The 22,971-nt window shown below is 37.7% G+C and carries 21 protein-coding genes; 8 read left to right on the forward strand and 13 right to left on the reverse strand.

Annotation, left to right across the window (positions count from 1 at the left end):
- Positions 1 to 54 precede the first annotated feature (54 nt).
- Both dapA and F0527_RS13030 read left to right on the forward strand, forming a co-directional pair.
- Positions 55 to 951, forward strand: a complete 897-nt coding sequence (dapA, locus tag F0527_RS13025; RefSeq protein ID WP_150285184.1) for a 4-hydroxy-tetrahydrodipicolinate synthase — start codon at positions 55 to 57, stop codon at positions 949 to 951.
- 62 nt (positions 952 to 1,013) lie between these two features.
- Positions 1,014 to 1,541 (forward strand): cupin domain-containing protein, encoded by a 528-nt coding sequence (locus F0527_RS13030; protein ID WP_150285185.1) that lies wholly within the window; start codon positions 1,014 to 1,016, stop codon positions 1,539 to 1,541.
- A gap of 150 nt (positions 1,542 to 1,691) precedes the next feature.
- On the opposite strand, the gene F0527_RS17125 is transcribed toward F0527_RS13030, so the two are convergent.
- Positions 1,692 to 4,007: a hypothetical protein gene (locus tag F0527_RS17125; RefSeq protein WP_190323485.1), complete on the reverse strand. Its 2,316-nt coding sequence runs from the start codon at positions 4,005 to 4,007 to the stop codon at positions 1,692 to 1,694.
- Between the two features lie 329 nt (positions 4,008 to 4,336).
- On the opposite strand from F0527_RS17125, the gene F0527_RS13040 reads away from it, so the two are divergent.
- On the forward strand, positions 4,337 to 5,128 hold the full coding sequence (locus tag F0527_RS13040) for a TatD family hydrolase (protein WP_150285186.1): 792 nt from the start codon (positions 4,337 to 4,339) through the stop codon (positions 5,126 to 5,128).
- Positions 5,129 to 5,183: 55 nt separating this feature from the next.
- On the opposite strand, the gene F0527_RS13045 is transcribed toward F0527_RS13040, so the two are convergent.
- Complete coding sequence (locus tag F0527_RS13045) at positions 5,184 to 5,669, reverse strand: YehS family protein (protein WP_150285187.1); 486 nt, start codon at positions 5,667 to 5,669, stop codon at positions 5,184 to 5,186.
- A 135-nt stretch (positions 5,670 to 5,804) separates the two neighbouring features.
- Here F0527_RS13045 and F0527_RS13050 point away from each other — a divergent pair, with 135 nt between their 5' ends.
- A complete protein-coding gene (locus tag F0527_RS13050; RefSeq protein WP_150285188.1) occupies positions 5,805 to 6,944 on the forward strand; it encodes an FAD-dependent monooxygenase in 1,140 nt (379 codons plus the stop codon).
- A 52-nt stretch (positions 6,945 to 6,996) separates the two neighbouring features.
- The gene (locus F0527_RS13055; RefSeq protein ID WP_150285189.1) at positions 6,997 to 7,413 is read left to right on the forward strand and encodes a DUF1284 domain-containing protein; all 417 of its coding nucleotides are present in this window, start codon (positions 6,997 to 6,999) and stop codon (positions 7,411 to 7,413) included.
- A gap of 74 nt (positions 7,414 to 7,487) precedes the next feature.
- On the opposite strand, the gene F0527_RS13060 is transcribed toward F0527_RS13055, so the two are convergent.
- From F0527_RS13060 to F0527_RS13080, 5 genes are all read right to left on the reverse strand, one after another.
- Positions 7,488 to 9,182 carry a methyl-accepting chemotaxis protein gene (locus F0527_RS13060; protein ID WP_223823607.1) on the reverse strand — a complete coding sequence of 565 codons (1,695 nt, stop codon included), beginning with the start codon at positions 9,180 to 9,182 and terminating at the stop codon, positions 7,488 to 7,490.
- Positions 9,183 to 9,576: 394 nt separating this feature from the next.
- Entirely contained in the window at positions 9,577 to 11,067 is a 1,491-nt protein-coding gene (locus F0527_RS13065) for a malate:quinone oxidoreductase (protein ID WP_066789854.1), read from the reverse strand.
- A 315-nt stretch (positions 11,068 to 11,382) separates the two neighbouring features.
- On the reverse strand, positions 11,383 to 12,351 hold the full coding sequence (locus F0527_RS13070; RefSeq protein ID WP_150285191.1) for a sensor domain-containing diguanylate cyclase: 969 nt from the start codon (positions 12,349 to 12,351) through the stop codon (positions 11,383 to 11,385).
- Between the two features lie 298 nt (positions 12,352 to 12,649).
- Entirely contained in the window at positions 12,650 to 14,071 is a 1,422-nt protein-coding gene (locus F0527_RS13075) for an alanine/glycine:cation symporter family protein (RefSeq protein ID WP_150285192.1), read from the reverse strand.
- Between the two features lie 259 nt (positions 14,072 to 14,330).
- The gene (locus F0527_RS13080) at positions 14,331 to 15,092 is read right to left on the reverse strand and encodes a MerR family transcriptional regulator (RefSeq protein ID WP_150285193.1); all 762 of its coding nucleotides are present in this window, start codon (positions 15,090 to 15,092) and stop codon (positions 14,331 to 14,333) included.
- A 148-nt stretch (positions 15,093 to 15,240) separates the two neighbouring features.
- Here F0527_RS13080 and F0527_RS13085 point away from each other — a divergent pair, with 148 nt between their 5' ends.
- Complete coding sequence (locus tag F0527_RS13085) at positions 15,241 to 15,816, forward strand: uracil-DNA glycosylase (RefSeq protein ID WP_223823608.1); 576 nt, start codon at positions 15,241 to 15,243, stop codon at positions 15,814 to 15,816.
- A gap of 67 nt (positions 15,817 to 15,883) precedes the next feature.
- Here F0527_RS13085 and F0527_RS13090 read toward each other — a convergent pair whose 3' ends face one another.
- Positions 15,884 to 16,159, reverse strand: a complete 276-nt coding sequence (locus F0527_RS13090) for a hypothetical protein (protein ID WP_066789863.1) — start codon at positions 16,157 to 16,159, stop codon at positions 15,884 to 15,886.
- Between the two features lie 343 nt (positions 16,160 to 16,502).
- Between F0527_RS13090 and F0527_RS13095 the strand changes: the two genes are divergently transcribed.
- Positions 16,503 to 16,895, forward strand: coding sequence for a GntR family transcriptional regulator (locus tag F0527_RS13095; protein ID WP_150285194.1), 393 nt, complete (start codon positions 16,503 to 16,505; stop codon positions 16,893 to 16,895).
- Positions 16,895 to 17,986 (forward strand): DUF1648 domain-containing protein, encoded by a 1,092-nt coding sequence (locus F0527_RS13100; protein WP_150285195.1) that lies wholly within the window; start codon positions 16,895 to 16,897, stop codon positions 17,984 to 17,986. The genes F0527_RS13095 and F0527_RS13100 overlap by 1 nt, the downstream gene beginning before the upstream one ends.
- Positions 17,987 to 18,134: 148 nt before the next feature.
- Here F0527_RS13100 and F0527_RS13105 read toward each other — a convergent pair whose 3' ends face one another.
- From F0527_RS13105 to F0527_RS13125, 5 genes are all read right to left on the reverse strand, one after another.
- Positions 18,135 to 18,950, reverse strand: a complete 816-nt coding sequence (locus tag F0527_RS13105; protein WP_150285196.1) for an alpha/beta fold hydrolase — start codon at positions 18,948 to 18,950, stop codon at positions 18,135 to 18,137.
- A 269-nt stretch (positions 18,951 to 19,219) separates the two neighbouring features.
- On the reverse strand, positions 19,220 to 20,215 hold the full coding sequence (gene bioB / locus F0527_RS13110; protein WP_150285197.1) for a biotin synthase BioB: 996 nt from the start codon (positions 20,213 to 20,215) through the stop codon (positions 19,220 to 19,222).
- A gap of 211 nt (positions 20,216 to 20,426) precedes the next feature.
- The gene (locus tag F0527_RS13115; RefSeq protein ID WP_066789876.1) at positions 20,427 to 21,170 is read right to left on the reverse strand and encodes an amino acid ABC transporter ATP-binding protein; all 744 of its coding nucleotides are present in this window, start codon (positions 21,168 to 21,170) and stop codon (positions 20,427 to 20,429) included.
- A gap of 12 nt (positions 21,171 to 21,182) precedes the next feature.
- Entirely contained in the window at positions 21,183 to 21,848 is a 666-nt protein-coding gene (locus tag F0527_RS13120) for an amino acid ABC transporter permease (protein WP_066789878.1), read from the reverse strand.
- A 34-nt stretch (positions 21,849 to 21,882) separates the two neighbouring features.
- Positions 21,883 to 22,662, reverse strand: coding sequence for a transporter substrate-binding domain-containing protein (locus F0527_RS13125; RefSeq protein ID WP_150285198.1), 780 nt, complete (start codon positions 22,660 to 22,662; stop codon positions 21,883 to 21,885).
- Positions 22,663 to 22,971: the final 309 nt, after the last annotated feature.

Below are 22,971 nucleotides of genomic sequence, written 5' to 3' on the forward strand. Positions count from 1 at the left end.
GCGTCATTTTCTATACTGCCCTTCTCCAAAAAATGAAAAGGAAGTGGAGAAGCAATGAATTTTGGAAGAATTATAACGGCGATGGTGACCCCATTTGACCAACAAGGAAATATTGACTTTAGAGCTACTCGTGAGCTGATTAATTATCTTATCGAAAACGGCTCAGATGGCATTGTGGTAGCTGGCACTACAGGTGAATCCCCTACACTCACAACGGCAGAAAAAATCAGTTTATTTCAATTTGTCGTAGATGAAGTAAACCATAGGGTTCCTGTTATTGCAGGCACCGGATCTAATAATACAAGGGCATCCATTGAACTGACTAAATCTGCTGAAGATACTGGGGTGGATGGAATCATGCTTGTTGCACCTTACTATAATAAACCATCACAAGAAGGTCTTTATCAGCACTTCAAAGCAATTGCGGATTCAACGCAGCTACCAATCATTCTCTACAATATCCCTGGAAGAAGTGTTGTCAATCTATCCGTTGAAACAGTCACTCGCCTTGCCGCGATTAATAACATCGTGTCCATTAAAGATGCGAGCGGAAATTTGGATGCAATGGCTGAACTCATTACAAAAACACCCAATGATTTCAGTGTCTATACAGGAGAAGACCATTTAACACTGCCATCTTTATCGATTGGCGCTACTGGCGTTATTTCTGTATCTTCCCATATTATTGGAAATGAAATGCAAGCGATGATGGAAAAGTTTAAAAACGGGAATGTGATGGAAGCTGCGGTAGATCATCGTAGGCTTCTCCCTATATTCAAAGGACTATTTAGCGCACCTAACCCTTGCCCTGTAAAAGCCGGACTGAATCTGAGAGGAATAGCAGTAGGCGGTGTACGTTTGCCTTTAATACCCCTTAATGAAGAAGAAACTACTGAGTTGCAGCATCTATTGCAGACTGTATGTAAAGAAGACACAGCTTTAAAAAGTTAATTTAAAATAGGCACCAAAGTTCCGCGAGAAGCGTACAGTATAGTAAAAAAAGGAATGATGTTTTGTATCACTATCATTGTCCATCTTGCGGAACAACCCACGGCTATTATCCGAATAGCCCCTCCCCTTACCAGTTTCAAAATCAATACCAGCAAACCTACCAAAGTCCGAATAGTGTTTATTTAAGAGATTATGGTCCAGCACCTTTTGCTCTCAATATAGACACAGCAACAAAACAAAACACAAACTACCGCACAGCGCTATGGTCCGGTGAGCATTTGCAGCTTACTCTGATGAGCATTCCGGTCGGAGGAGATATTGGTTTGGAGATTCACCCGCATACGGACCAGTTTATTCGCATTGAAGAAGGCGAAGGCCTTGTACAAATGGGTAAGAATAAACAGTTCTTAGACTTCCAGCAACCAGTGCGGAATGATTATGTCTTTTTCGTTCCAGCTGGTACATGGCATAATCTAACCAATACAGGCAACAAGCCAATCAAGCTGTATTCAATCTATGCACCTCCTAACCATCCACGCGGCACGGTCCATCAAACCAAAGCAATCGCCGAAGCGGAGGAACCCCAATAAAAAAGCATTAAATAAGCAGCTTCCGCCTTATGGGGAGGCTGCTTTTTCTGAATAAAGGGTGATTCTTCCTTTTAAATTTTGAACATAAGAAAAGGAGAATCTTTTTTCGCAAGATTCTCCTTTTCTACTGATTTAATTAGCGAATACCTTTTATTTCGGTGTAACTTTAATAGTCAAAGGAGCTTTGAGGCTATAACGGCCTTTTTTCACGGTATAAACAAACTCCCGTTTATCAGTTCCTTCTGCGATGGTTGCTTTTTTCACTAGGTGATGGTTGTGATCGTATAATAGCATTTTTCCAGAACCCGTTAACTCAAATTTAAACTTCGTATCTTTTTTAACGTTCAGTGTATAAAAACGACTTTCTTGATTTGGTTTATTGATTTTTAAATGGGGTGTCGTTTCGTAGCGAATCCCCACATGTCCTGGAACACCTTTTTGAGTAGGTATAATCGACAATGAATACTTGCCGTTTGGTGCATTTGATGAGAAGTGTGTTGTCGAAATATGAACAACTGGATATGTTTTACCTGTTTTTTTATTCGTCAACACAATATTTTCAACCGTTCTTTTAAATGGATCTTCGTTTGATACGCCATACAACATGATATGTTCATCCGTTGTTAGGTTGATATCAACTGAAGGGGTTGAATATTGGTAATACGGTAATTTTACTCTAGGCGTACTTAAAGCATTTGGACCAGAAGGAAGTTCTTTCATTGTCGTATAGTTATATGTTTGTTGGTATAGTTTGAAGCGGTATAGTGCATTTGGTTTTCCTTTTATCGCTACATAGTAAACACCTTTTTCGAGATAGCGTAATTTTTTCGCAACTCCTTCATCACTATCGTTGATTGCTTCTTTTGTGTCACTCATCCAAAAAGCTAGATTTGACACTTCATGATTTCCAACAAAGTAATAGTTTCCTTCTACTTGATCGACATTAATAGCGTAATATGCAAATCCCTTGTCATCAAATGTTCCCTTTGCAACTTCCCCCGCAGCAAGTGGTTTGTACGTTGCTGTAGTAGAAGCTTGTTCAAACGATATTTTTTCGCCAAGCTCTGAAAAACCTGCAATAAGTTCATTTTCTAAAGTAGCTGTATCTACTGTTTCATGTTGTTGCGCTGCTTTTTTTATTAGTGCACGACGCTGTATTAAACTATCACGTAGTACTTCTTCTGCCTGAGGCGTATTAAATTTTAAATTTGGATATTTTGGTGCTTTTGCTGCTGCTAAGACTGACTTTGCCGCCATTACTTGTGCTGTTAAAGCATCGATTGTTTGTTGCATTGTCGCTGATTTATCAGTAGACAATTTTTTATATGCTGCAGTGGTATTCTTTAGGTCGACATTTTCACGCGAACCCATCAAACGGCCCTTCTTGTAAATATTTCCTTTATATTCGCCGTCTAAAATGTCCCCATTAACATGTTTAAGTCTTTGTTTATCATATAAAGAGCCTAATTTTTCTCTAACTGCTTTATCATTCGCTATTGTTGCTTCTGTATGCTCTAGCTTCCCTACAATTTCTTTTAAATCATTTAGTTTCGATGTTAATGTTGTCACTTTCTCGTACAATGTATAGCTTTGATAAATTGTTTCGTAATTTTCCGTATAGAAGGTTAATAAATTGGCTATTTTTGCATTTAACGTTACAGAATTCACTTCTGTCGCCGCGCTTAGCTTTTGGACTTCTGCTAATTTGTCTAAGAAGTTTTGTGCCGTTATATTGCGTACTCTCTTCCCATTTTTATAAACGTACTCTTTGATAGCACCATTTGCTAGCGCATCATTGTAATAATACGTGTCTTTTCCATCTGAGATAACTTTATTCTTTGGTGCTGGAAGCCCATCTTTGTATAATTTCCCCTTATAAAGGGTAGCAAGAGAAATGTGTCCGTCTTTAAATAAATACGTTTTCTTTTTATAATCGGCAAACTGATAGCCCTTGGATAAAATGCCATTGGTATAAAGATTCAAATGAGGATTATCATCATCATCAAAGCTATGAATAACATAATCGCCTTTTTTCAGCTTCGTATTTTCATATAGTTTACCATCCGAAGGATTGACATATATTCGCTTTGTTAAAACACCATCTTGGTAATAAAGTTCTTCTAGGCCATTGTCATAAAAATCTTTACCTGGAATCAATGATCCATCTAGGAACTGATATTTATCATCCTTTGTTCTATAGTAACCTTTTTTAAGCCTACCATTATGGTATAGTTTTAAATTTTTCCCACTGCCATATTTAACATAGCCAGGTGCTAGTGAACCATTTTTGTATAAGCAACCATTATATACTTTGTACCCCTCTACTGCCTTACCTGTTACCTTATTTACGAGTACGCCATCTTTTAATTGTACAGTAGTTGCAGCTGATGCTGGTATTACCTCAGTTGTTCCGACTGAAGATAGTAACATAGCTGTTGTAACTGCTGCTAATGCTATCTTTTTCATAAAATGAACCCCTCCTCCAATATCTTCCTTTTATTATACTATTTTAGCAATATACAGTATTTTTTGTTATTGTTTTATATAAAATGATTCTATTTTACTATCCACTATTCTCGAAAGAGTAAGTTTTGCCCCTTATCAATATCCCAACGAGGCACAAAGTCCATCACAAAGCCATCACCGAATTTGAGGAGCCTCAATAGCCTTAGGGGAGGAAACAGGTTAATGCTAACTGTAATCGAAACAAACCAGAAGTAACTCAAGCAGAGTAAACGATTAAACATCCCTTATCATCTAGGGTAAAATAGAGGTAAGCTTTTAGGAGGGATAACATGGACTCATTAATAGATATTGGGCTTAATCTTGCGGACAAGCGTTTTTCAAAGGATACACAAGAAGTCGTAGAACGTGCGGTTTCAAGTGGAGTCACTCATATGATTCTGACTGGTTCAAGCATAAAAGGAAGCCAAAAAAGCCTTCGATTGGCAAAAGAATTCCCTAACACTCTTTTTTCCACAGCGGGTATCCATCCACACGTTGCTTCTGAATTTAATGGACAGTCAATAGAACAGTTACGTGGATTGGCTAACCATCAAGAAGTGGTGGCTATCGGTGAATGCGGTCTTGATTTCAATCGTATGTACTCACCTCAAGATATACAGGAGGACTGCTTTATTGCCCAATTAAACCTTGCACGGGAAATGGACTTGCCTCTCTTTCTTCATGTAAGGGATGCTCATCAGCGGTTTTTAGAAATAATGGACAACCACCAAGACTTGATTAACCGTTCTGTTGTTCATTGTTTTACAGGGAGCGCTGAAGAAGTGCAGCAATATGTAGAGTTGGGCTTCCATATTGGTATAACAGGTTGGATTTGCGATGAGAGGCGTGGGAAAGAGTTGCAGGAGGCAGTAAAATTCATTCCACTACATCGCTTAATGGTGGAAACAAATGCACCTTATCTGACACCTCGCACACTGACGCCAAAACCTAAAAACGGCAGAAATGAACCAGCCTTCCTTCCGCATATTGTTTCGGAAGTTGCTAAATATAGGGGAGTATCGGTTGAAGAACTTGCTCAGCAAGCCACAGAAAATACGAGACGTTTTTTCCGTCTTCCATAAGTGGAATGTAAATATCTGTGCAAAACAAAAAGCGTCATTAGACGCTTTTTGCTTGTTACCCTCTTAATCTAATCGTTAAGCCCTTTAAGAACTTCCGCGCGAAATTGTCGCCACACTCTTTATAATTACGATGTCCTGCTTTCCGTAGTATGGCCCCAAGTTCGCCTTTTGACACAGCAATTCCGCCTTCATCTAAAATTTCGAGCATATCTTCAGTCGTCAGCTGTAAAGCAACCTTTACTTTTTTCAATAGCATATTATTGACATGTTCTTGTACTTGGGGAGCTTCTGGCGCTTGTCCCGGTTTTGGATCTTGTTTGCCTCTTTTGAATGTCACAAGGCCATTTAGAAAGAATGCCATCATTTTATCATTTACTTTCAATTGGCTATCATCTGTTTCCTCTTCGGAAGTCTTTGTAAGAATCTTAAGAATCTCCTCTTGTGTAAATTCTTTGCCTCCCAATTTAAAAATCTCTTTCATTTCTTGATTTTTAAGATCCAAGGCATATCGAAGCCTAATCAGGATATCATTATTTTCCATTTAAAAACTCCTCACTTCTTATCATTCTTTTATCTTAAGGCATATTACCATTTGAAACAACCAAGTCATACAGTACTTCTATCTCGTGCTATAATATGTCATATATTAACATACAAAAACAAGGGAGGTAGCTACATGAAGATTATTATTATCGGCGGTGGTATTGGTGGCTTTACAGCAGCCCTCACTCTTTCAAAGCTGGCAGAGGTGCATCTTTATGAGAAAGCGGCCGATTTCAAGCCGTTAGGTACAGGTATCGGTATTGGCTCCAATGCACTAGAAGCATTGATGGGGCTTGGTATTGGTGAAGATGTAATCGCATTTGGTACACCACTCACTACACAGCTATTTCTTAATAAAGACGGCAATATCTTGAACTCGATTGATTTTAAAAAAATTAAAAATAAATATGGGCAAGAAAATATTACGATTCATAGAGGAAAGCTACATGAAATCCTTTATCACCATATCCCTAAGGAATGGATTTCATTCAACAAACGGTTAGTGCAGGTAGAACAAGATGACAATCAAGTCACCGCAACATTTGATGATGGTGAAAAAGTGGAGGCAGACCTTCTTATTGCAGCAGATGGTATTCATTCCCTCATCCGAAAAAACTACATTCCTAATAGTGTTCCTCGCTATGCTGGTTATACATGTTGGCGCGGCATTACAGAGAACAATGGATTAATTGATGAGCAAACGTCCTATGAGATTTGGGGTTCTGAAGGCAGAGTCGGATTCGCCCCGATGAATGGCAACCAGCTATACTGGTTTGCATGCATGAAAGCAGCAGAAAAAAGTCACTTTTTTGCCACTTTGACTCAGCGTGAAGTCTCCTATCATTTCAGAAACTTCCCGCCAAACGTTGCTGAAATGATTCAACAAACAAAAGATGAGCATTTCCTTCATCATGATATTTATGATCTTAAACCTATCTCGAGATTTGTATTTGACCGAGTAGTCTTGTTAGGTGATGCTGCACATGCGACAACTCCTAATATGGGTCAAGGAGCAGGCCAAGCAATTGAAGACGCCGTAACACTCGCTAATGCATTACGTCACTTCGATTTAGAAGATGCGCTCCAAGAATATGAAGAGGAACGTGTAGACCATACAAAAAAAGTCATTCAAGTTTCCCGCCAAATCGGCTGGGCCTCCCAGTGGTCAAATTCACTGCTGGCTAATGGACGAAATGCAGTCTTACCCTTCATTCCTTCAGCTTTCTTAAACTGGCGTCTCAAATTTCTATTTCAACGGAAATTAAATGGCTAATTGTTAACCATTTGATATAATAGGTTAACTGACATTTTAGGAGGAAACGACGATGTACAAGCTTCGAGGCCATCACCTCTTTTGCCTCCTTGGCTATAGAGGAATGGGTTATTCAGAGGAATACGTTGAAAATATGACTAAGCTCCATCAAACATTAAGAAAAGAGCCAAGCACTTTAATTCAAGTTGTCAAAGGCCCTGACCATCTGTGTGATAAATTTCCAGAATCCGGCGAATATCATTGCCAAGACCAAGATATTTATAAAATGGATAAAGCCATTTTAGATAAACTCGGCCTTCAATATGGACAATCTATTACATGGTCCGACATTGAAGCACGGGTTAAAAATAATGTAGTTCCGCTCGATATTGGAACCGTCTGTGCAACCTGTTCCTGGCGTTCTCTTGGCGTTTGTGAAGAAGGGGTTCAATACATTCATGAAGGAAAAGGTCTAGTGGAAGTAAAATAAGGATATCTACCAACTATATAAACACACCAAAAAGGAAGGTGCTTCATAACAGCACCTTCCTTTTCTTGTTTTTATTAAATCTTGAAGCGGCTAACCAATTCATTCAGCTCATCTACTAACGTTGCAAGATGTTTTGAACTGTCGGCTACTTCTTCCATTGAACTACTAGCTTGCTGTGCGGAAGCTGCTGTTTGTTCTACTCCTGCGGCTGCTTCCTCAGCAACAGAAGCGACCTCATCAATAGATGCATTCATTGAAAGTGTGTGACGTTTAATTTCTGACAAGTTCCCTGACACCGTACGGATGTTTTGTCCCATTTCAGTGACTGCACCATTGATTTCATTGAATGTCATACCTGTATTTTCTATTTGAATTGTTCCTTGTTCTACTTCTGTATATCCTGCTTGCAAGGATGATACCGCACTGCCTGATTCACTTTGGATTGCTATAATTATGCCTGTTATATCATTTACTGAAAGTGCTACTTGTTCTGCCAGTTTTCTTACTTCTTCTGCAACAACAGCAAATCCTTTACCATGTTCCCCTGCCCTTGCCGCTTCAATCGCCGCGTTTAGGGCAAGTAGGTTCGTTTGGTCTGCTACATCTTTAATAACAGATATTAAAGTAGTAATTTCCTGTGAACGATGATCTAAGCTTTGGACTTTCATTACCGCATCTTTTACCAGTTGGTCAATCTTAGCCATTTGCTCAGTAGTTGAGGTCATTAGTGAAGTCCCTTGCTCTGTTAATGAAAGTACTTTTTCAGAGTTTTGTTGAATGAGACTACCATTTTCATTTGTTTCTTCTACCTTTTCAGCGAAAGATCCCATAATCATAGCTAAGTTGCTCGCACTATCTGCTTGCGTTTCAGCACCAGAAGCAAGCTCTTGCATAGTTGTGGCAATCTGCTCAGTACCCGTTCTGACTTCCATCGAAGACTGTGTTAATTCTTCGCTTCTACTTGCCACAACATTAGATAATGAGTTGATTTTTTCCAAGACTAGTCTTGTATTTTCGTTCATCTCATTCGTCGCCAGGATTAGTTCTCCAATTTCATCATTCGATGTAGGTTCTATTTTTTCTTGGCTTAAATCACCCTTAGCCATTTCTTTCACTCTAGCTACTAAACCAATGATAGGACGGGAAATAACGCGTACGGTTTTAATTTCAATTAACACTGCAGCAATAGCCGCAACAGCCGTAAGGATTAATATAAATATAAGTGAGGATGTTCCGTATGAAGCGAATTCTTCTCCATTTTTGGCTATCTTCTCTTCTCTATCCTTTGATAATTGTTTAAAGCCATCCATTATTTCTTTTTCAAGCGGCTTTACTTCTGTCGCCATGATTCTCTTTGCTTCTTCTTTATTGCCGTTATCATACTCTTCAATCACACGATTTATTTGTTCTCCCCACGTCACCTTTTTATCAATTAAGGATTTGACTTGTGTAGAGTTGCTTAACTTCAGCAATTTATTCTCAAGTGCGATACTTTCATCTATTTGGTTCTTGAACTCATCCTTTAAGCTTGCATCTCCATACAAAATATACCCTCGGATTAATGAAGTTCTTTCAGACATATTTAAAGCCATTTGCTCATCAAGTTTTAACAAGGGAATTTCCTTCTTAACCATATCATTCGTATTTTTATTGAGTGCTTGGATGGCAAGAATATTAAATACACCCAATATTACAACAAGGGCTATCACAATTGAAAAGCCAAATACAATTTTCTTTCTAATACTATTTAACTGAAATAATCTGTTCAAATTTAGCACCATAATCCTTTCCCAAAGAGTCAACTACTATTATATCGGTAGAAAAGGGCTAAAGCTTTATAAATTCAAACATAAATCGACAAATATATTTAATCATATAAAAAAACTCAAACCGAGGGGGTGGCTTGAGTCTTTTGGGAACAACTTATAGGGTTACTGCCGTTTACAACATTATGCTTGAAACGGCAAGAACTGTTGATGTATATAGTTTTTTACCTCATCAGTTAAAAACTCTATTTCCTTCTAACTAAATGATAACAATTCTCATTCTCACTTGTCAATATATTCTGTAATTGTTGACTCCAAAAGTTAGTTTTAATACAAGAAAAGCTCCTCACCTAAGTGAGAAGCTTTTCTATAAATCTATTATTCTAAATGATAAAACCTAGTTGTTCTCTGCATCTAAACGAAGAGCTTTTGTTGTGTCAGCAAAGATTTTGTTGAACAACTCTGGGTTTTCCCCTAGTTTGATACCGTAAGAAGGAATCATTTCTTTGATTTTTGGTTCCCATTCTTTCTTTTGTTCTGGGAAACATTTATCAATGATTTCTAACATTACGTGAACAGCAGTAGAAGCACCTGGAGATGCACCTAATAATGCTGCAACAGAACCGTCTTCAGCCGTGATAACTTCAGTACCGAATTGTAATGTACCTTTGCCGCCTTTTTCAGTATCTTTGATGACTTGAACACGTTGGCCAGCTACGACAATATCCCAGTCTTCGCTTTTCGCATTTGGAACAAAGTCTCGCAATTCTTCAATGCGTTGTTCTTTAGAAAGCATTAATTGTTCAACAAGATATTTTGTTAGTGAAAGGTTTTTTGCCCCTGCTGCTAACATAGTGAATACATTATTTGGTTTGACAGAACCAATTAAGTCCATATTGGAACCTGTTTTTAGGAATTTTGGAGAGAATCCTGCAAACGGTCCGAATAATAAAGACTTTTTGTTGTCGATATAGCGTGTATCTAAATGTGGAACTGACATAGGAGGAGCACCTACTGCTGCCTTACCATACACTTTCGCATGGTGTTGTTCCACGATGTCAGGGTTATTACATACCAAGAATAATCCGCTAACAGGGAATCCGCCTACATGCTTGCTTTCAGGAATACCGGTTTTTTGTAGTAATGGCAAGCTGCCGCCGCCTGCACCGATGAAGATGAATTTCGCTGTTTGATATTCGATTTTGCCATCTTCGCTATGCACTTTAACTTCCCATAAACCATCGCTTGTACGTTTAATGGTATCAACCGTATGTTTATAGTTTACTTCTACACCTTGTCCTTGTAATTGTTCAATAAGGATACGAGTTAAAGCACCGAAGTTTACATCTGTTCCAGAGTCAATTTTTGTAGCCGCAATCGGTTCGCTAGATGCGCGCTCATTCATGATGACTGGAATCCACTCTTTTAGCTTCTCTGCATCATCTGAAAACTCCATACCTTGGAATAATGGATGTTCAGAAAGCGCTTTAAAACGTTTTTTTAGAAATTCTACATTTTTTTCGCCTTGCACTAAACTCATATGTGGCAGTGGCATAATAAATTCTTGAGGATTGCTGATAAGATTATTGTTTACAAGGAATGACCAAAATTGTCTTGATAATTGGAACTGTTCATTTACATGGATTGCTTTCGTAATGTCGATTGAACCATCCGCTTTTTCAGGCGTGTAATTCAGTTCACAAAGTGCAGAGTGTCCTGTACCTGCATTGTTCCATTCGTTTGAACTTTCTTCCCCTGATTTATCAAGCTTTTCATATACTTTAATTTTCCAGTCTGGCGCTAACTCTTTTAGGAATGTTCCTAAAGTTGCACTCATGATTCCGGCACCAATTAAGATAACATCTGTAGTAGTTTGTCTGTTACTCATTTTTACCTTCCTTATACCCTAAGATTTGCAGAAAGGATGTAGGCGCTCCCTCTTAGAAACCACAATAAAACCAAGGCGCAACCTGATCAAACACCTTTTCTGTATCAGTTTTTTCTATCCTTAGTGTATCATAATAAGTTATTCATGAAAATGCCTCCAAAACTAAATATCATATCGGTAAGCTATCTATAAACAATAAGTAGCAATATTGTACAAAAAGATTGAAAATATCGTGTTAATACAGCAAAAACAATTGTCTCCTCCGCTAGAAAAACTGTTGTCTTTATACTGCTAACACGGTTAGATTGATGCAACTCAACACTCCACCAATAGGCGTTTTCTTTTTTTTTGCTTTTTATTCTTGTACATGTGCTGATCCGCCAGTCCTAAAAGATGTTCCATTTGTCCATACGAATTCTCGGCAAAGGAAAGGCCGATAGACATACTGATTTTTACACTAACATTATTTTCATTGTACTGTTCAATGTCTTTATGCAAGTCACTATAAAGCTTTTGCGCACTCTCCTTTGTTGCGTTTACCATAATAATTGAAAATTCGTCGCCGCCAATGCGGGCTACAATGATTTCACTAGTGGAATAGTAATTTAGAAGTTTTGCTGATGCAATGATAAAAGAATCGCCTTGCTCATGGCCAAAATGGTCGTTCATATACTTTAAACCATCTAGATCACATAACAAAATAGCCACTGGAACATTTTTTTGTTCATTATACTTTTTCATTTGTTTCTGGAAATAGGCCCGATTATAAATTTTGGTTAGGGGGTCATGGGCAATCTGGTATTCCAGCTCCTGCTGCAATTTGACTTTTTCATCAATATTCCGCACAATACCTTGAACTCCAATAAATTCTCCATTTTCATGGATAGGTGTTGCATTTTCTTCAAGCCAGATATACTTTCCTTTACTATTTTTCCAGCGTTGAATGATCGGTTTGCTGTAGTCTATTTTTCCATTTATCTTATTTTGGAGTAGATTGTAATCATCTGGATGAATAATATCAAATAACCAGTTTGGATTGCTATAAGCTTCTTGCATAGGATTTGTTCCCAAAATTGTTTTAATAGAAGGGCTAAGATATTGGAATTTCTTCTCCGGTTTCACTTGATAACAATAAATAATATCTTTTGACGTTTCTACCAATTGGCTAATTTTTTTCTTTTCATTATAAGTATCTTTCCATTTCAACATCTTATTTCCCAATACTATTAAGCTAATAATCCCCCCACCTAGCAAGCCTGAAAAAAAAGAAAACCACCCTATCACAAAAGATTACCTCCCCTATTTTTTAGACCTTGAAATCAAAAACCCTACTATAAAATCATTTCAAAAGTTATATGTATAATCTGCTTTCACTATATATTATTAAGCCATATGACCTAACATTTACCCTTTATATATTGTCTGTAAACATTATACGCCAATTATTTACTTAAAGATAAATACCTAAATTACTAATTTAACAATAAATAACAATTCGCTTTTATAAAATATCGTAAAATAATATCATTTATTTCTCAACAAAACAAAAGAACACATTCCTTAATGGAATGTGTTCTAATGTTTAACGATTTTCTTCGTCTTCTCCCCAACATTCAATATCGCCCACTTCTGGGACATCTTTTTTGTAGAACACTGGGTTTTTCCCTTGTTTCCGTTGATCAAGGTAGTTGCGAATGACTGGTTTTGCAACCTTCCATAGCAATATAATAGCAATTAAATTGATAATCGCCATCATCGCCATAAAGAGATCCGCCAAATTCCAAACTAAATCGACTTTAGCTAAAGAACCAAATAACACAAAGCCAACCGCTAAAATACGGAAAATAAACATAGCTGTTTTAGAATCTTTAATAAACCCAATATTTGTTTCACCATAGTAATAGTTGCCAATAACCGTACTAAAAGCAAATAAAAATACTGCTATAGCCAAGAATATTCCTGCCCAATCGCCTAGGTTTGATACTAAAGAAAGTTGTGTTAGGTTTACAGACTTTGCATCATTCTGCATATAGGCATCACTCAGTAAAACGATGGCAGCTGTCGAAGTACATACAAGGATCGTATCGATGAATACGCCCAATGTCTGGATCAATCCTTGTTTTACAGGATGCGTAACAGAAGCAGTGGCTGCTGCATTTGGCGCAGAACCCATCCCAGCTTCATTCGAGAACAAACCACGCTTGATTCCCTGCATCACCGCTGCGCCTACCATCCCTGCAAAGGCTTCTTCCCAGCCAAAAGCAGATTTGATAATCAACAGCAATACATGCGGTAGTTCAGTAATATTTAGCAGAATAACAAGAAATGCAACTGCAATATAGGCAATAGCCATAACAGGTACGATAACTTGTGTTACACTAACAATTCGTTTCAAACCGCCAAAGACGATAATACCTGTTAACACAGCCAAGATTATGCCTACTACTAAACGGTTTGCTCCAAAGCTTTCCTTAAACGCAATCGTAATCGTATTGGCTTGTACCGCATTGAAAACAAAGCCGTATGTTAATGTAATTACGATGGCAAAGAGAACACCCATCCATCTCTTATTGAGTCCCTTCTCCATATAATAGGCTGGACCACCGCGATATAATCCCGTTTCTTTGTCTTTCACTTTATACACTTGTGCTAATGTGCTCTCAATTAAAGCTGAGGCACCGCCAATTAGGGCGATCATCCACATCCAAAAAACGGCTCCAGGACCACCAATAGCAATGGCTGTAGCAACCCCGGCTATATTGCCCGTCCCAATCCGGGATGCCGCTGAGATGGTGAAGGCCTGGAAGGATGAAATCCCCTTTTTCCCCGATGAGTCTGTTGGCGTTTTTTCTGTTAGCAGCCTAAACATCTCAGGAATCATACGAAATTGAATAAATTTCATTCGAATCGTAAAAAAGAGACCTGCCCCGATTAATAAAATAATCAATACATATGAATAGAGATACTCATTCGTGCTATTTACGATATTGTTTAAGTTGTCCATGTTTCCCCTCCTATATCAACTGAATTTAGCATGTACGTCCGAATCGTCCCCGCCAGACTTCAGGTGCGGTTCGCTTTATTAAAAAAGAAATCATTCTGATGAAGCGATTTTACGTATTCAGATAGAATCTTATGCTTATATAACTTTTAAATTATATCAATGATAACTTTAGTAAGTAAAGGAATGGTTAAATTTAAATGGTTTTATACAAAAGAATGAAAAAAAGCGCATTCCCATTAGGAATGCGCCCCACATAAACTTATTCTGTTGCAACATAGTTTAAAATAGCCTCTTTTAGGAACTGTGCTCCACCTTGAACCACTTTCTCGTAATATTCCTTGAACCGTTCATCTGCCACATACATTTCCGCTAGCCCTGCATGCGCTTCTTTTGAATAACTCTTCCATGAGTATAGCAGCCACTGTCTATGTTTATCAGCTAGCTCTTGTGCTTTCTTCGATGCTGGATTCCCCGTCGCGTAAGCTTCTTTCAGCAACTGTAAAATATCCGCTTCAAGAGCCTTCATCTTTTCGAACTTCTCTTCCGACATATCCCGCAATCTATCATTGCTCTCATCAATGGTGTCCTCACCATATTTTTCACGTGCTTCCTTGCCGTAGTTTTTTTCGTTTTCTTCTATTAATTGTTCTTTGAAACCTGCAAATTTATCTGGATCACTCATTCTTATTCCCCTCTCCCTGCTACTAATTGTTTGTCTTACCGTACTAAGCAATTGATCGAGATGATTGCGCTTTTGCTCTAATTCTCGATAGTGGCCCTTTAACGCTTCCAGTTGGTCATAAGAAGGATCACATACGATTCTCTTAATCTCCTTCAATTCAATCCCCAGTTCGCGATAAAATAAAATTTGCTGTAGCAAATCCACTTCCTTTTCTTCATAAACTCGGTAGCCTGCTTCACTCCAGCGCGCTGGTTTTAAAAGGCCGATTTCATCATAATAACGAAGTGTTCGACTGCTCACTCCTGACAGCTCCGCTAATTCTTTCACGCTATATTCCATTCCACACCCTCCCTTCTCTTTAATAAAAATCATAAGCCTTTCCGTTGCGTAAGGGTCAAGGATAATTCTATAAGTAAGGCTATTTTTTTAAAACAAATGAGCACAATATAACTTAAATACAAAAATACACATAAGGGAGGGAGATTAGTTGAATTTTTGCTTATGGCCAGAAGACCCAACACCGGAAAGCCAGCAAAACTGCCAGGACTGTGGCCTCTTCCAGCAAGGATCTCGTATGATTTGGGGCGAGGGAAATCCGAAGGCACCTATCCTTATCCTATTGGATAACCCTGGAGAACGAGAAGATCGAGAAGAACGCCCTTACGTTTGTACTACACGCCAAACGCTGCAAAGAGCCGTACATGAATCGGGATTGTCAGCAGATGATTTCTATGTCACCTATGTGCTTAAAAGAAAGCCAAAGCGAGCATATGATAAAGAAAGAACACGCGAAATCTGTCTCCAACATCTCCAACAACAATTGGTTATTACAAATCCAAAGCTCGTCTTCTGTCTTGGGAATGTGGCAGTCCAGTCTTTTTTTCAAGATGAAGCTGCAGATGTGAAAACATTACGAGGGAAATTTTACGATGTGCGAGGTTTTCAAACTACTGTCGCCTATCATCCTTTCGCGGTAAGACGACGTCCAAATCTATGGTCAAAATTTCTGGAGGACTTTCAATTGGTTGCAGAGAGCGTTCGAAGTTCTTCAAAAGATCATTAAAACTAACATCACGATTTAAAAATATTTAAAAATCCCCTACCTTTTTTCCGGTGGGGATTTTACATTATTATTCTTTAATCATCTTTTGTACTTGCTCCAGATCTTTCTTGATGAGCTCCAATTGTTTTGCATTTAGCTCTACCATATCAAGATGCTCTCCATATTCCTCTGCATTTTTCTTCGCATTTTCGCTGTGCGCAATTTGATCAAATGCATGCTCAACCGCGATTTCCTCTGGATGAGACTTCGCAATTTTTAACATGCGGTCTGCCTTTTGTACAGAATTACCGAATAATGTGCTGGGATGGTCTTGTTTCCAGCTTGTATCTGAGTGCTTTGCCAAATTTCTCTCTTCCCTTCCTGCTAACTAGATAATCTGAATTAGTATTAGGGAATCTTAAAAAAGTATACATTTGACTATAGTTCATCCTAAATTTCTTCGCTGCTCACTCGTTAATTGTCACCCTCCAGGTTCAAAAATCGTCTAGCTGATTCACTACCTATCTTGAACAACTTTAAAAACACACACTTCATTTACTAACTACGATTGGACTTATGTCCACTTACTTTCCCTTTTTTTCACTAAACAATAGGATGGATTTATTTTTCAGAAAATATGTTGACACCTTTGTTTGTCTGTTATACATTATATATAACAGTTAACACAAAAAAGGAGTGTGAAAAGTTTGTTTATCTCTCTTGATCTTGAAACTGAAGAACCCATTTATACACAATTAAAACAACAGATTATTGAAGGAATCGCTAAAAAAGAGTTAAAGCCAGGTGAAGGATTGCCGTCTGTCAGATCCCTAGCCACAGATCTAGGTATCAATCTTCATACCGTCAATAAAGCATACCAACAATTAAAGCAAGAAGGCTTTATCCAGATTCATCGGCAAAAAGGCGTGGTTATCCACCCGGATGGTGTTCAAAAAGCAGATGAATCCTACTACACTACGCTATCTGCCAAGCTCCGTCCCTTAATAGCCGAAAGTATTTGCAGGGATGTATCCCTTGATGAGTTTCAAAAACTTTGTTTACAAATTTATAAGGATTTCGAGAAAAGGAGTGATAGTTGATGTTCATCTTTTTAATTCTTATGTTGGTTCCATTATTTATTCCAACTATCTTTATTCCGTATTGGACACGTAAGACAGAAAGCTTTGGTGTTTCCATTCCTGAAGAGGTTTATGTACAATCTAACATTAAACAAATGCGTAAAACATACGCTTGGTCAACCAGTGTCCTTGCCATTATCTTAACTGCCATTCTTGCATGGTTAGGTTCAGGTATGAGCGAGAATAAAATCGCCGGCTTGTACACTGCCATGATATTCATTTTCCTTGCGGCATCCTTTGCCCTTTATCTTTTCTTTCATGGGAAGATGAAAAAGTTAAAAGCTCAAAATCCTGATTGGGTGAAAAAGCCTCAAAAGATTACTATTAATACACAGTTCAGACATCAAAAGCTCACTTACTCTAACTACTGGTTTGTTATTCATTTAGCCATATCTTTCGCCACATTGATTTTTACATTATTACATTTTGATGATATTCCTTCTCGTTTTCCTATGCAGTATGACTTTAATGGCGAAGTTACAAGCTGGTCGACCAAATCTTATCGTTCTGTCATGCTGATGCCGATTTTACAAATCTATCTAACATTATTGATGCTCTTCATTAATGTCGTGATTGCAAAAGCAAAACAACAGGTATCTTCTGCAAATCCTAAGGAGTCTTTGCAAAAAAACATTATCTTTCGACGCAGATGGTCATTGTTTACTATATTAACAGGCCTTGCACTGATTCTTATTTTAACGGTGCCACAGCTATCACTTTTTTATCATATTGACAGCAAGTTGCAACTATATGTACCGATTCTCTTTACTTTAGTCATTTGCATTGGAGCTATTGTATTATCGATCTCAACAGGGCAAGGCGGAAGCCGTGTTCGAAGTGTGGTCTCTACAGTAAATGGAGATTTAATTGATCGAGATGATGACCAACATTGGAAGCTAGGAGTCTTTTATTTCAATCGCAATGACCCAGCTATCTTTTTGGAAAAACGATTTGGCGTAGGCTGGACAAATAACTGGGCTCACCCGCTTTCTTGGATAATACTCGCGGCAATTATTTTCTTGGCAACGGGGCTACCATTATTTTTAGGCTAGAAAGACGGTCTAACGGTGCTTACACCAAAAATGTAGGAATATAACTGCAAAATTATAGTTAAATGAATGTAGTGTTATAATTAGCAAAAGCTAAAAGGTACATCACATGTATTTAGTGATGTACCTTTTTTTATTTATTAGACTGAACTTATAATAATCCTTCTGTTCTATCTAACCATTCATTGATCAATGAATTAAATAGAGTGGATTGCTCGATTTGCAAATTATGACCTGCATTATCCAGAATTGAAAATGTTCCTCTTGGATAGTATTCCATAATGTTAAGCGCATCCCTATATCCCACAGAAGAATCATGTCTACCTAAAAGAAATAAACTAGGTCGAGAAAAAATAGTTTGATGGACTTTAATTGTTAATTCATAGTTATTCTTAATTTTCTCCAAAAATTGCTCATCTGCAATTTTACATCCTGCTAAAATTTCGTTGTTATAGCGTAACCAATTGTACTCATCAAGTATTACTTGATTACTACTAAAGTCCATTAATTCTTCCTTTGATAATTTTTTTATAAATGCCTCGTCTCTTCTTAATATTGTATGTTTCTCAACGTCTCTATTGCCTTGTCGAGGAATAATAACAGGGCAAATAAAAGCAGCCCCAATTATACTATCTTTTTGTTTTTCAATAAGTCCACTTGCTAAATAGCCACCATAAGATTCTCCTACAACTATGTATTCTTGATTAGGAAGGACTACTTCAATAAAATCTATAAGCGTTTCTAACATATCATCGGTATTACTAATTTCTTTATAATTCCTTGTTAGTCCCATTCCCGGTAAGTCGACATAAATCCTTTTCCATCCATCCCTTGAAGTAAATATTGGTTCCATACAACCACTCATTAATCTATGATCAGGTGTAAATCCATGTATAAATAAAATTGGTGTGCCATCACCTATCTCTTCATAATAGATTTCTGCCTGTCGAGCTTTACAATATGCCACTTTTTCTCCCTCTTTCTAAACAGACGATCTTACAATTTGCAATTTTCAGATCTATATTACCATAAATGTTTACTTTATTAAGGAAATTAACTGACAATGACCTTTTTCCTTTATATCATCACCCTTCACATAATGCTTTGGTTAAACTAAGCAAACTAGGATGAGATTCCTAGCTTGCTAGTTGTTTCTACAAAGAATTATTGCTAGATATTCCGGATAAGATAATGGGTGCCAACAATCTAAGCCTCATTGTAATAAATAAGCTCCCTTTACAAAGCACACTCCTCAATTTCAAAACCTAAATCATCAATCATTTTCCAGTCATCTAACGGTTGTTGTCCTTTGGTCGTTAAATAGTCACCCACAAAGATGGAATTAGCCGCAAATAGCCCTAAAGGTTGAAGGGTTCCAAGGTTTTTTTCTCGCCCGCCAGAAATACGAATTTCTTTCGTTGGGTTTATAAAACGCATCATAGCAAGAATTTTTAAGCATTGCACAGGTGTTAATTCTTTTTTTCCACCCAATGGTGTTCCTTCTATGGCCACAAGGAAATTACATGGGATTGAATCGGCATCTAAATCATGCAATTCAAAGGCCATTTCTACCTGTTGCTCTTCACTTTCCCCCATTCCAAAAATAGCACCAGAACACGGGGAAATCCCTGCCTTTTTTGCCTCTTGTACTGTATCAATTCTTTGGTCGTACGTATGTGTTGAACAAATTTCCTCGTATTGATCACGATGCGTATTTATATTGTGGTTGTAGCGATGCACGCCCGCATCTGCTAATGCTTCAGCATGGCTTGGTTTTAAAAATCCTAAACAGCAACAAATCTTTAAATCTGTTGTATCGCGAATTTCCTTTACAGCCTCAATCACATGGGCTACTTCCCTATCAGTAGGGCGTCTACCAGATGCAACAATACAGTATGTACCCGCCTTGCGAGAGATGGCCTCATTGGCACCTTGGATAATCGTCTCTTTTGTAAGCCACGCATATTTCTCTATTGGCGTTTCTGCAACAATTGATTGGGAACAATACCCGCAGTCTTCTGGGCAAAGGCCTGACTTCGCATTAATAATCATATTTAATTTCACTTTATTACCAAAGTAATGGGATCGAATTTTATAAGCCGCATTCATTAATGCTAAAACATCTTTATCGCCTATTTGCAACAGTGAAAGTGCTTCAACTTTATTTAATGCCTTCCCTTTAATCACTTGATCTGCCAATTGTTCTAGCTCTTTTTCTTTAATCATGTACATTTCCCCCTTTAATAGAAATTAACATTTGTTAACCATATAATTAATTTGGTTAACAAAAATTATAAACCACGCCGAATAGTTTTCAAAGGAAATTATATAACTGTTAAAGAAAAATAAATTGGTGCTGTATTGTTCAAAAGGCACAAAAAATAAAAAAGGATAGATAGAGCAAGTTACTTCAAGCTCTTCTATCCTTTTAATTATATTTCTTTTATTTAAGCGCGGTGGTTTTAAGGAATTCCTTCGTCCGTTCTTCTTTTGGATTTTCAAAGAATTCTTCAGGACGGTCTAATTCGATAATTTGACCTTCGTTCATATAGACAATCCAATCCGCTACTTCACGTGCGAAGCCCATCTCATGCGTTACGACAACCATTGTCATCCCTTCATCGGCCAATTCTTTCATCGTCGCCAATACCTCACCAACAAGTTCAGGGTCTAGCGCGGATGTTGGCTCATCGAAAAGCATAATGTCTGGTTTCATTGCAAGTGCTCTAGCAATCGCTACCCTTTGTTTTTGACCGCCGGATAGTTTGCTTGGATAGACATCTGCTTTGTCCTCAAGTCCCACTTTCTTAAGTAATTCTTTTGCTTCAGCAATTGCCTCATCTTTTGATACTTTCCTTACAACGGTTGGTGCTTCTATAATATTTTCAATGACTGTTTTGTGAGGGAACAAGTTAAAATGTTGAAAAACCATGCCAACTCTTTGTCTTACCTCATTCATATCATGCGTTTTTGGGATGATGTTTTCGCCTTGAATAAAGATATTTCCATTATCCTTTCTTTCTAGAAAGTTCAAGCATCTTAATAATGTACTCTTCCCAGAACCAGATGCCCCGACAAGACAAACCACATCACTTTCATGTACAGAAAGATTTATGTCTTTTAATACATGCAAATCGCCAAAAGACTTGTTTAGGTGTTCAATTCGTATCATTTCTCTTTCACTCATTCTAGTAACCTCCTATCGGTCGCTCACTGCTAATTTCTTTTCAAACAAGCTAACAGCTAATGTTAATATTGCAACAAGTACTAAGTAGTACACAGCTACAATCAATAAATACGTCATCTCATCAAAGTTATTGGAACCAAGTGTTGTAGCTACGTTGAAGAGCTCATTCATGGAAATGAAGGCTGCTAATGATGAATCCTTCAGACCGATGATGAATTGGTTGCCAAGCGGTGGCAATGCTCTTCGGAATGCTTGTGGAAGAATAATTCGACGGATAGTCGTACTTCTAGTCATCCCAAGAGAACGACCTGCTTCCATTTGTCCCTTGTCCACAGATTGAATAGTCCCGCGGAAAATTTCAGCGATATAGGCCCCATTATGGAAAGCAAGCGCTAATGCTGCTGCCCAGAAATCTGAGATTAAGAAAATACCACTAAAACCAAAGTATAGAATAAAGATTTGTACGATCAGCGGAGTCCCGCGCACAAGGAATACATATAAATTTGAAATATAACCAAGAACTTTAATACGTGAAATTTTTAGTAGGGCAAAGAATAACCCAAAAATAATACCGATTAAAATAGATACAACCGTCAATTCGAGGGTGACCATCATCGCATCTATAAATAAACCTTTGCTGCTTATAAGTGTGTCAAAAAAATGTGAAAAGCTAGGCATGTTACCCACTTCCTTCCTTATTAATATCTAGTAATTATTCTGGCTTTTTGGTGATATCTTGGCCAAAGTATTTTTTGCTGATTTTAGCAAGTGTGCCATCGTCACGCAGATGGTCCAGCGCTTCATTAACACGTTTAAGAAGCTTCGGATTATCTTTCGGCAATACAATAGCTTGTTCACTTCGTTCAATTAATTGTTGGCCTTTAATCTTAAAGCCTTCCTTCTTCGCACTTTTACCTGTAACAAAGTCCGTCACTACTGCATCGTGGCGCCCCATGCTAAGCGCTTTTAACGCTGTAATGTCACTATCGTATGTTTTGACATTTTTCGTATATCTACCAGCAATGTCTGCATACGTAGAACCTTTGGCAACCGCCACTTCTTTGCCCTTTAGATCTTTAGTTGTTTTAATTTTGCTATTTGACCTTGTAAAGATTTGTGGGCCAGAGTAATAATAAGGTGTAGAGAATGCAACATGCTTTGCACGAGCATCATTAATGGTATGACTGGCAACAGCAACATCCGCCCTACCTGTTTTTATCCCTTCTATTAACCCTTTAAATTTCATCCTTTTTTGTACAGGTTCAAGACCCAATTCCTTACCAACAGCCTCTCCTACTGCAATATCAAAACCTGTCATAGTAAGGTCTTTCTTCATATAACTAAATGGCTTGAACTCTCCGGAAGCAGCATATATAAACTTACCTTTCTCAACTAGCTCTGTGCCATCGCTAAGCTTTTCCTTTTCTGCACATCCAGAAAGCAAACCGATAAATAACAAGCCTAACAAGGTAAATATGTATGTTTTTTTCATGCTTCATCTCTCCTCTCTCCAAAGCAAGTTATATTGTTACTTACCCCTCAATTGCTGAAAATAACCTCTAAATCTTTTATAAATATAAAAAAGCAGCTGACATAGTTTTAGATTATGGGTATACGATTCTTCCCCAAACGGCTCGAATGCCTCTATTTCATGCGATTTAATAAACTAGACAGTAACTAAGAGATTTTAAGACTTTACTTTTTCAAAATAAAAAATTTTAACATTTCTTAGAAAAAAAGTAGTAGTGTTTTCACCATTTTTTGCTATAATCTTTCTTACAATTAGAAATTTTAGGATGGT

It is taken from the genome of Rummeliibacillus sp. TYF-LIM-RU47, from assembly GCF_008638315.1.
Lineage (GTDB): Bacteria > Bacillota > Bacilli > Bacillales_A > Planococcaceae > Rummeliibacillus > Rummeliibacillus stabekisii.

Coding starts and splice junctions, on each gene's coding strand:
- dapA (WP_150285184.1), top strand. CDS start 55: ATGAATTTTGGAAGAATTATAACGGCGATGGTGACCCCATTTGACCAA.
- F0527_RS17125 (WP_190323485.1), bottom strand. CDS start 4,007: ATGAAAAAGATAGCATTAGCAGCAGTTACAACAGCTATGTTACTATCT.
- F0527_RS13040 (WP_150285186.1), top strand. CDS start 4,337: ATGGACTCATTAATAGATATTGGGCTTAATCTTGCGGACAAGCGTTTT.
- F0527_RS13045 (WP_150285187.1), bottom strand. CDS start 5,669: ATGGAAAATAATGATATCCTGATTAGGCTTCGATATGCCTTGGATCTT.
- F0527_RS13050 (WP_150285188.1), top strand. CDS start 5,805: ATGAAGATTATTATTATCGGCGGTGGTATTGGTGGCTTTACAGCAGCC.
- F0527_RS13055 (WP_150285189.1), top strand. CDS start 6,997: ATGTACAAGCTTCGAGGCCATCACCTCTTTTGCCTCCTTGGCTATAGA.
- F0527_RS13065 (WP_066789854.1), bottom strand. CDS start 11,067: ATGAGTAACAGACAAACTACTACAGATGTTATCTTAATTGGTGCCGGA.
- F0527_RS13075 (WP_150285192.1), bottom strand. CDS start 14,071: ATGGACAACTTAAACAATATCGTAAATAGCACGAATGAGTATCTCTAT.
- F0527_RS13080 (WP_150285193.1), bottom strand. CDS start 15,092: ATGGAATATAGCGTGAAAGAATTAGCGGAGCTGTCAGGAGTGAGCAGT.
- F0527_RS13100 (WP_150285195.1), top strand. CDS start 16,895: ATGTTCATCTTTTTAATTCTTATGTTGGTTCCATTATTTATTCCAACT.
- bioB (WP_150285197.1), bottom strand. CDS start 20,215: ATGTACATGATTAAAGAAAAAGAGCTAGAACAATTGGCAGATCAAGTG.
- F0527_RS13115 (WP_066789876.1), bottom strand. CDS start 21,170: ATGAGTGAAAGAGAAATGATACGAATTGAACACCTAAACAAGTCTTTT.
- F0527_RS13120 (WP_066789878.1), bottom strand. CDS start 21,848: ATGCCTAGCTTTTCACATTTTTTTGACACACTTATAAGCAGCAAAGGT.
- F0527_RS13125 (WP_150285198.1), bottom strand. CDS start 22,662: ATGAAAAAAACATACATATTTACCTTGTTAGGCTTGTTATTTATCGGT.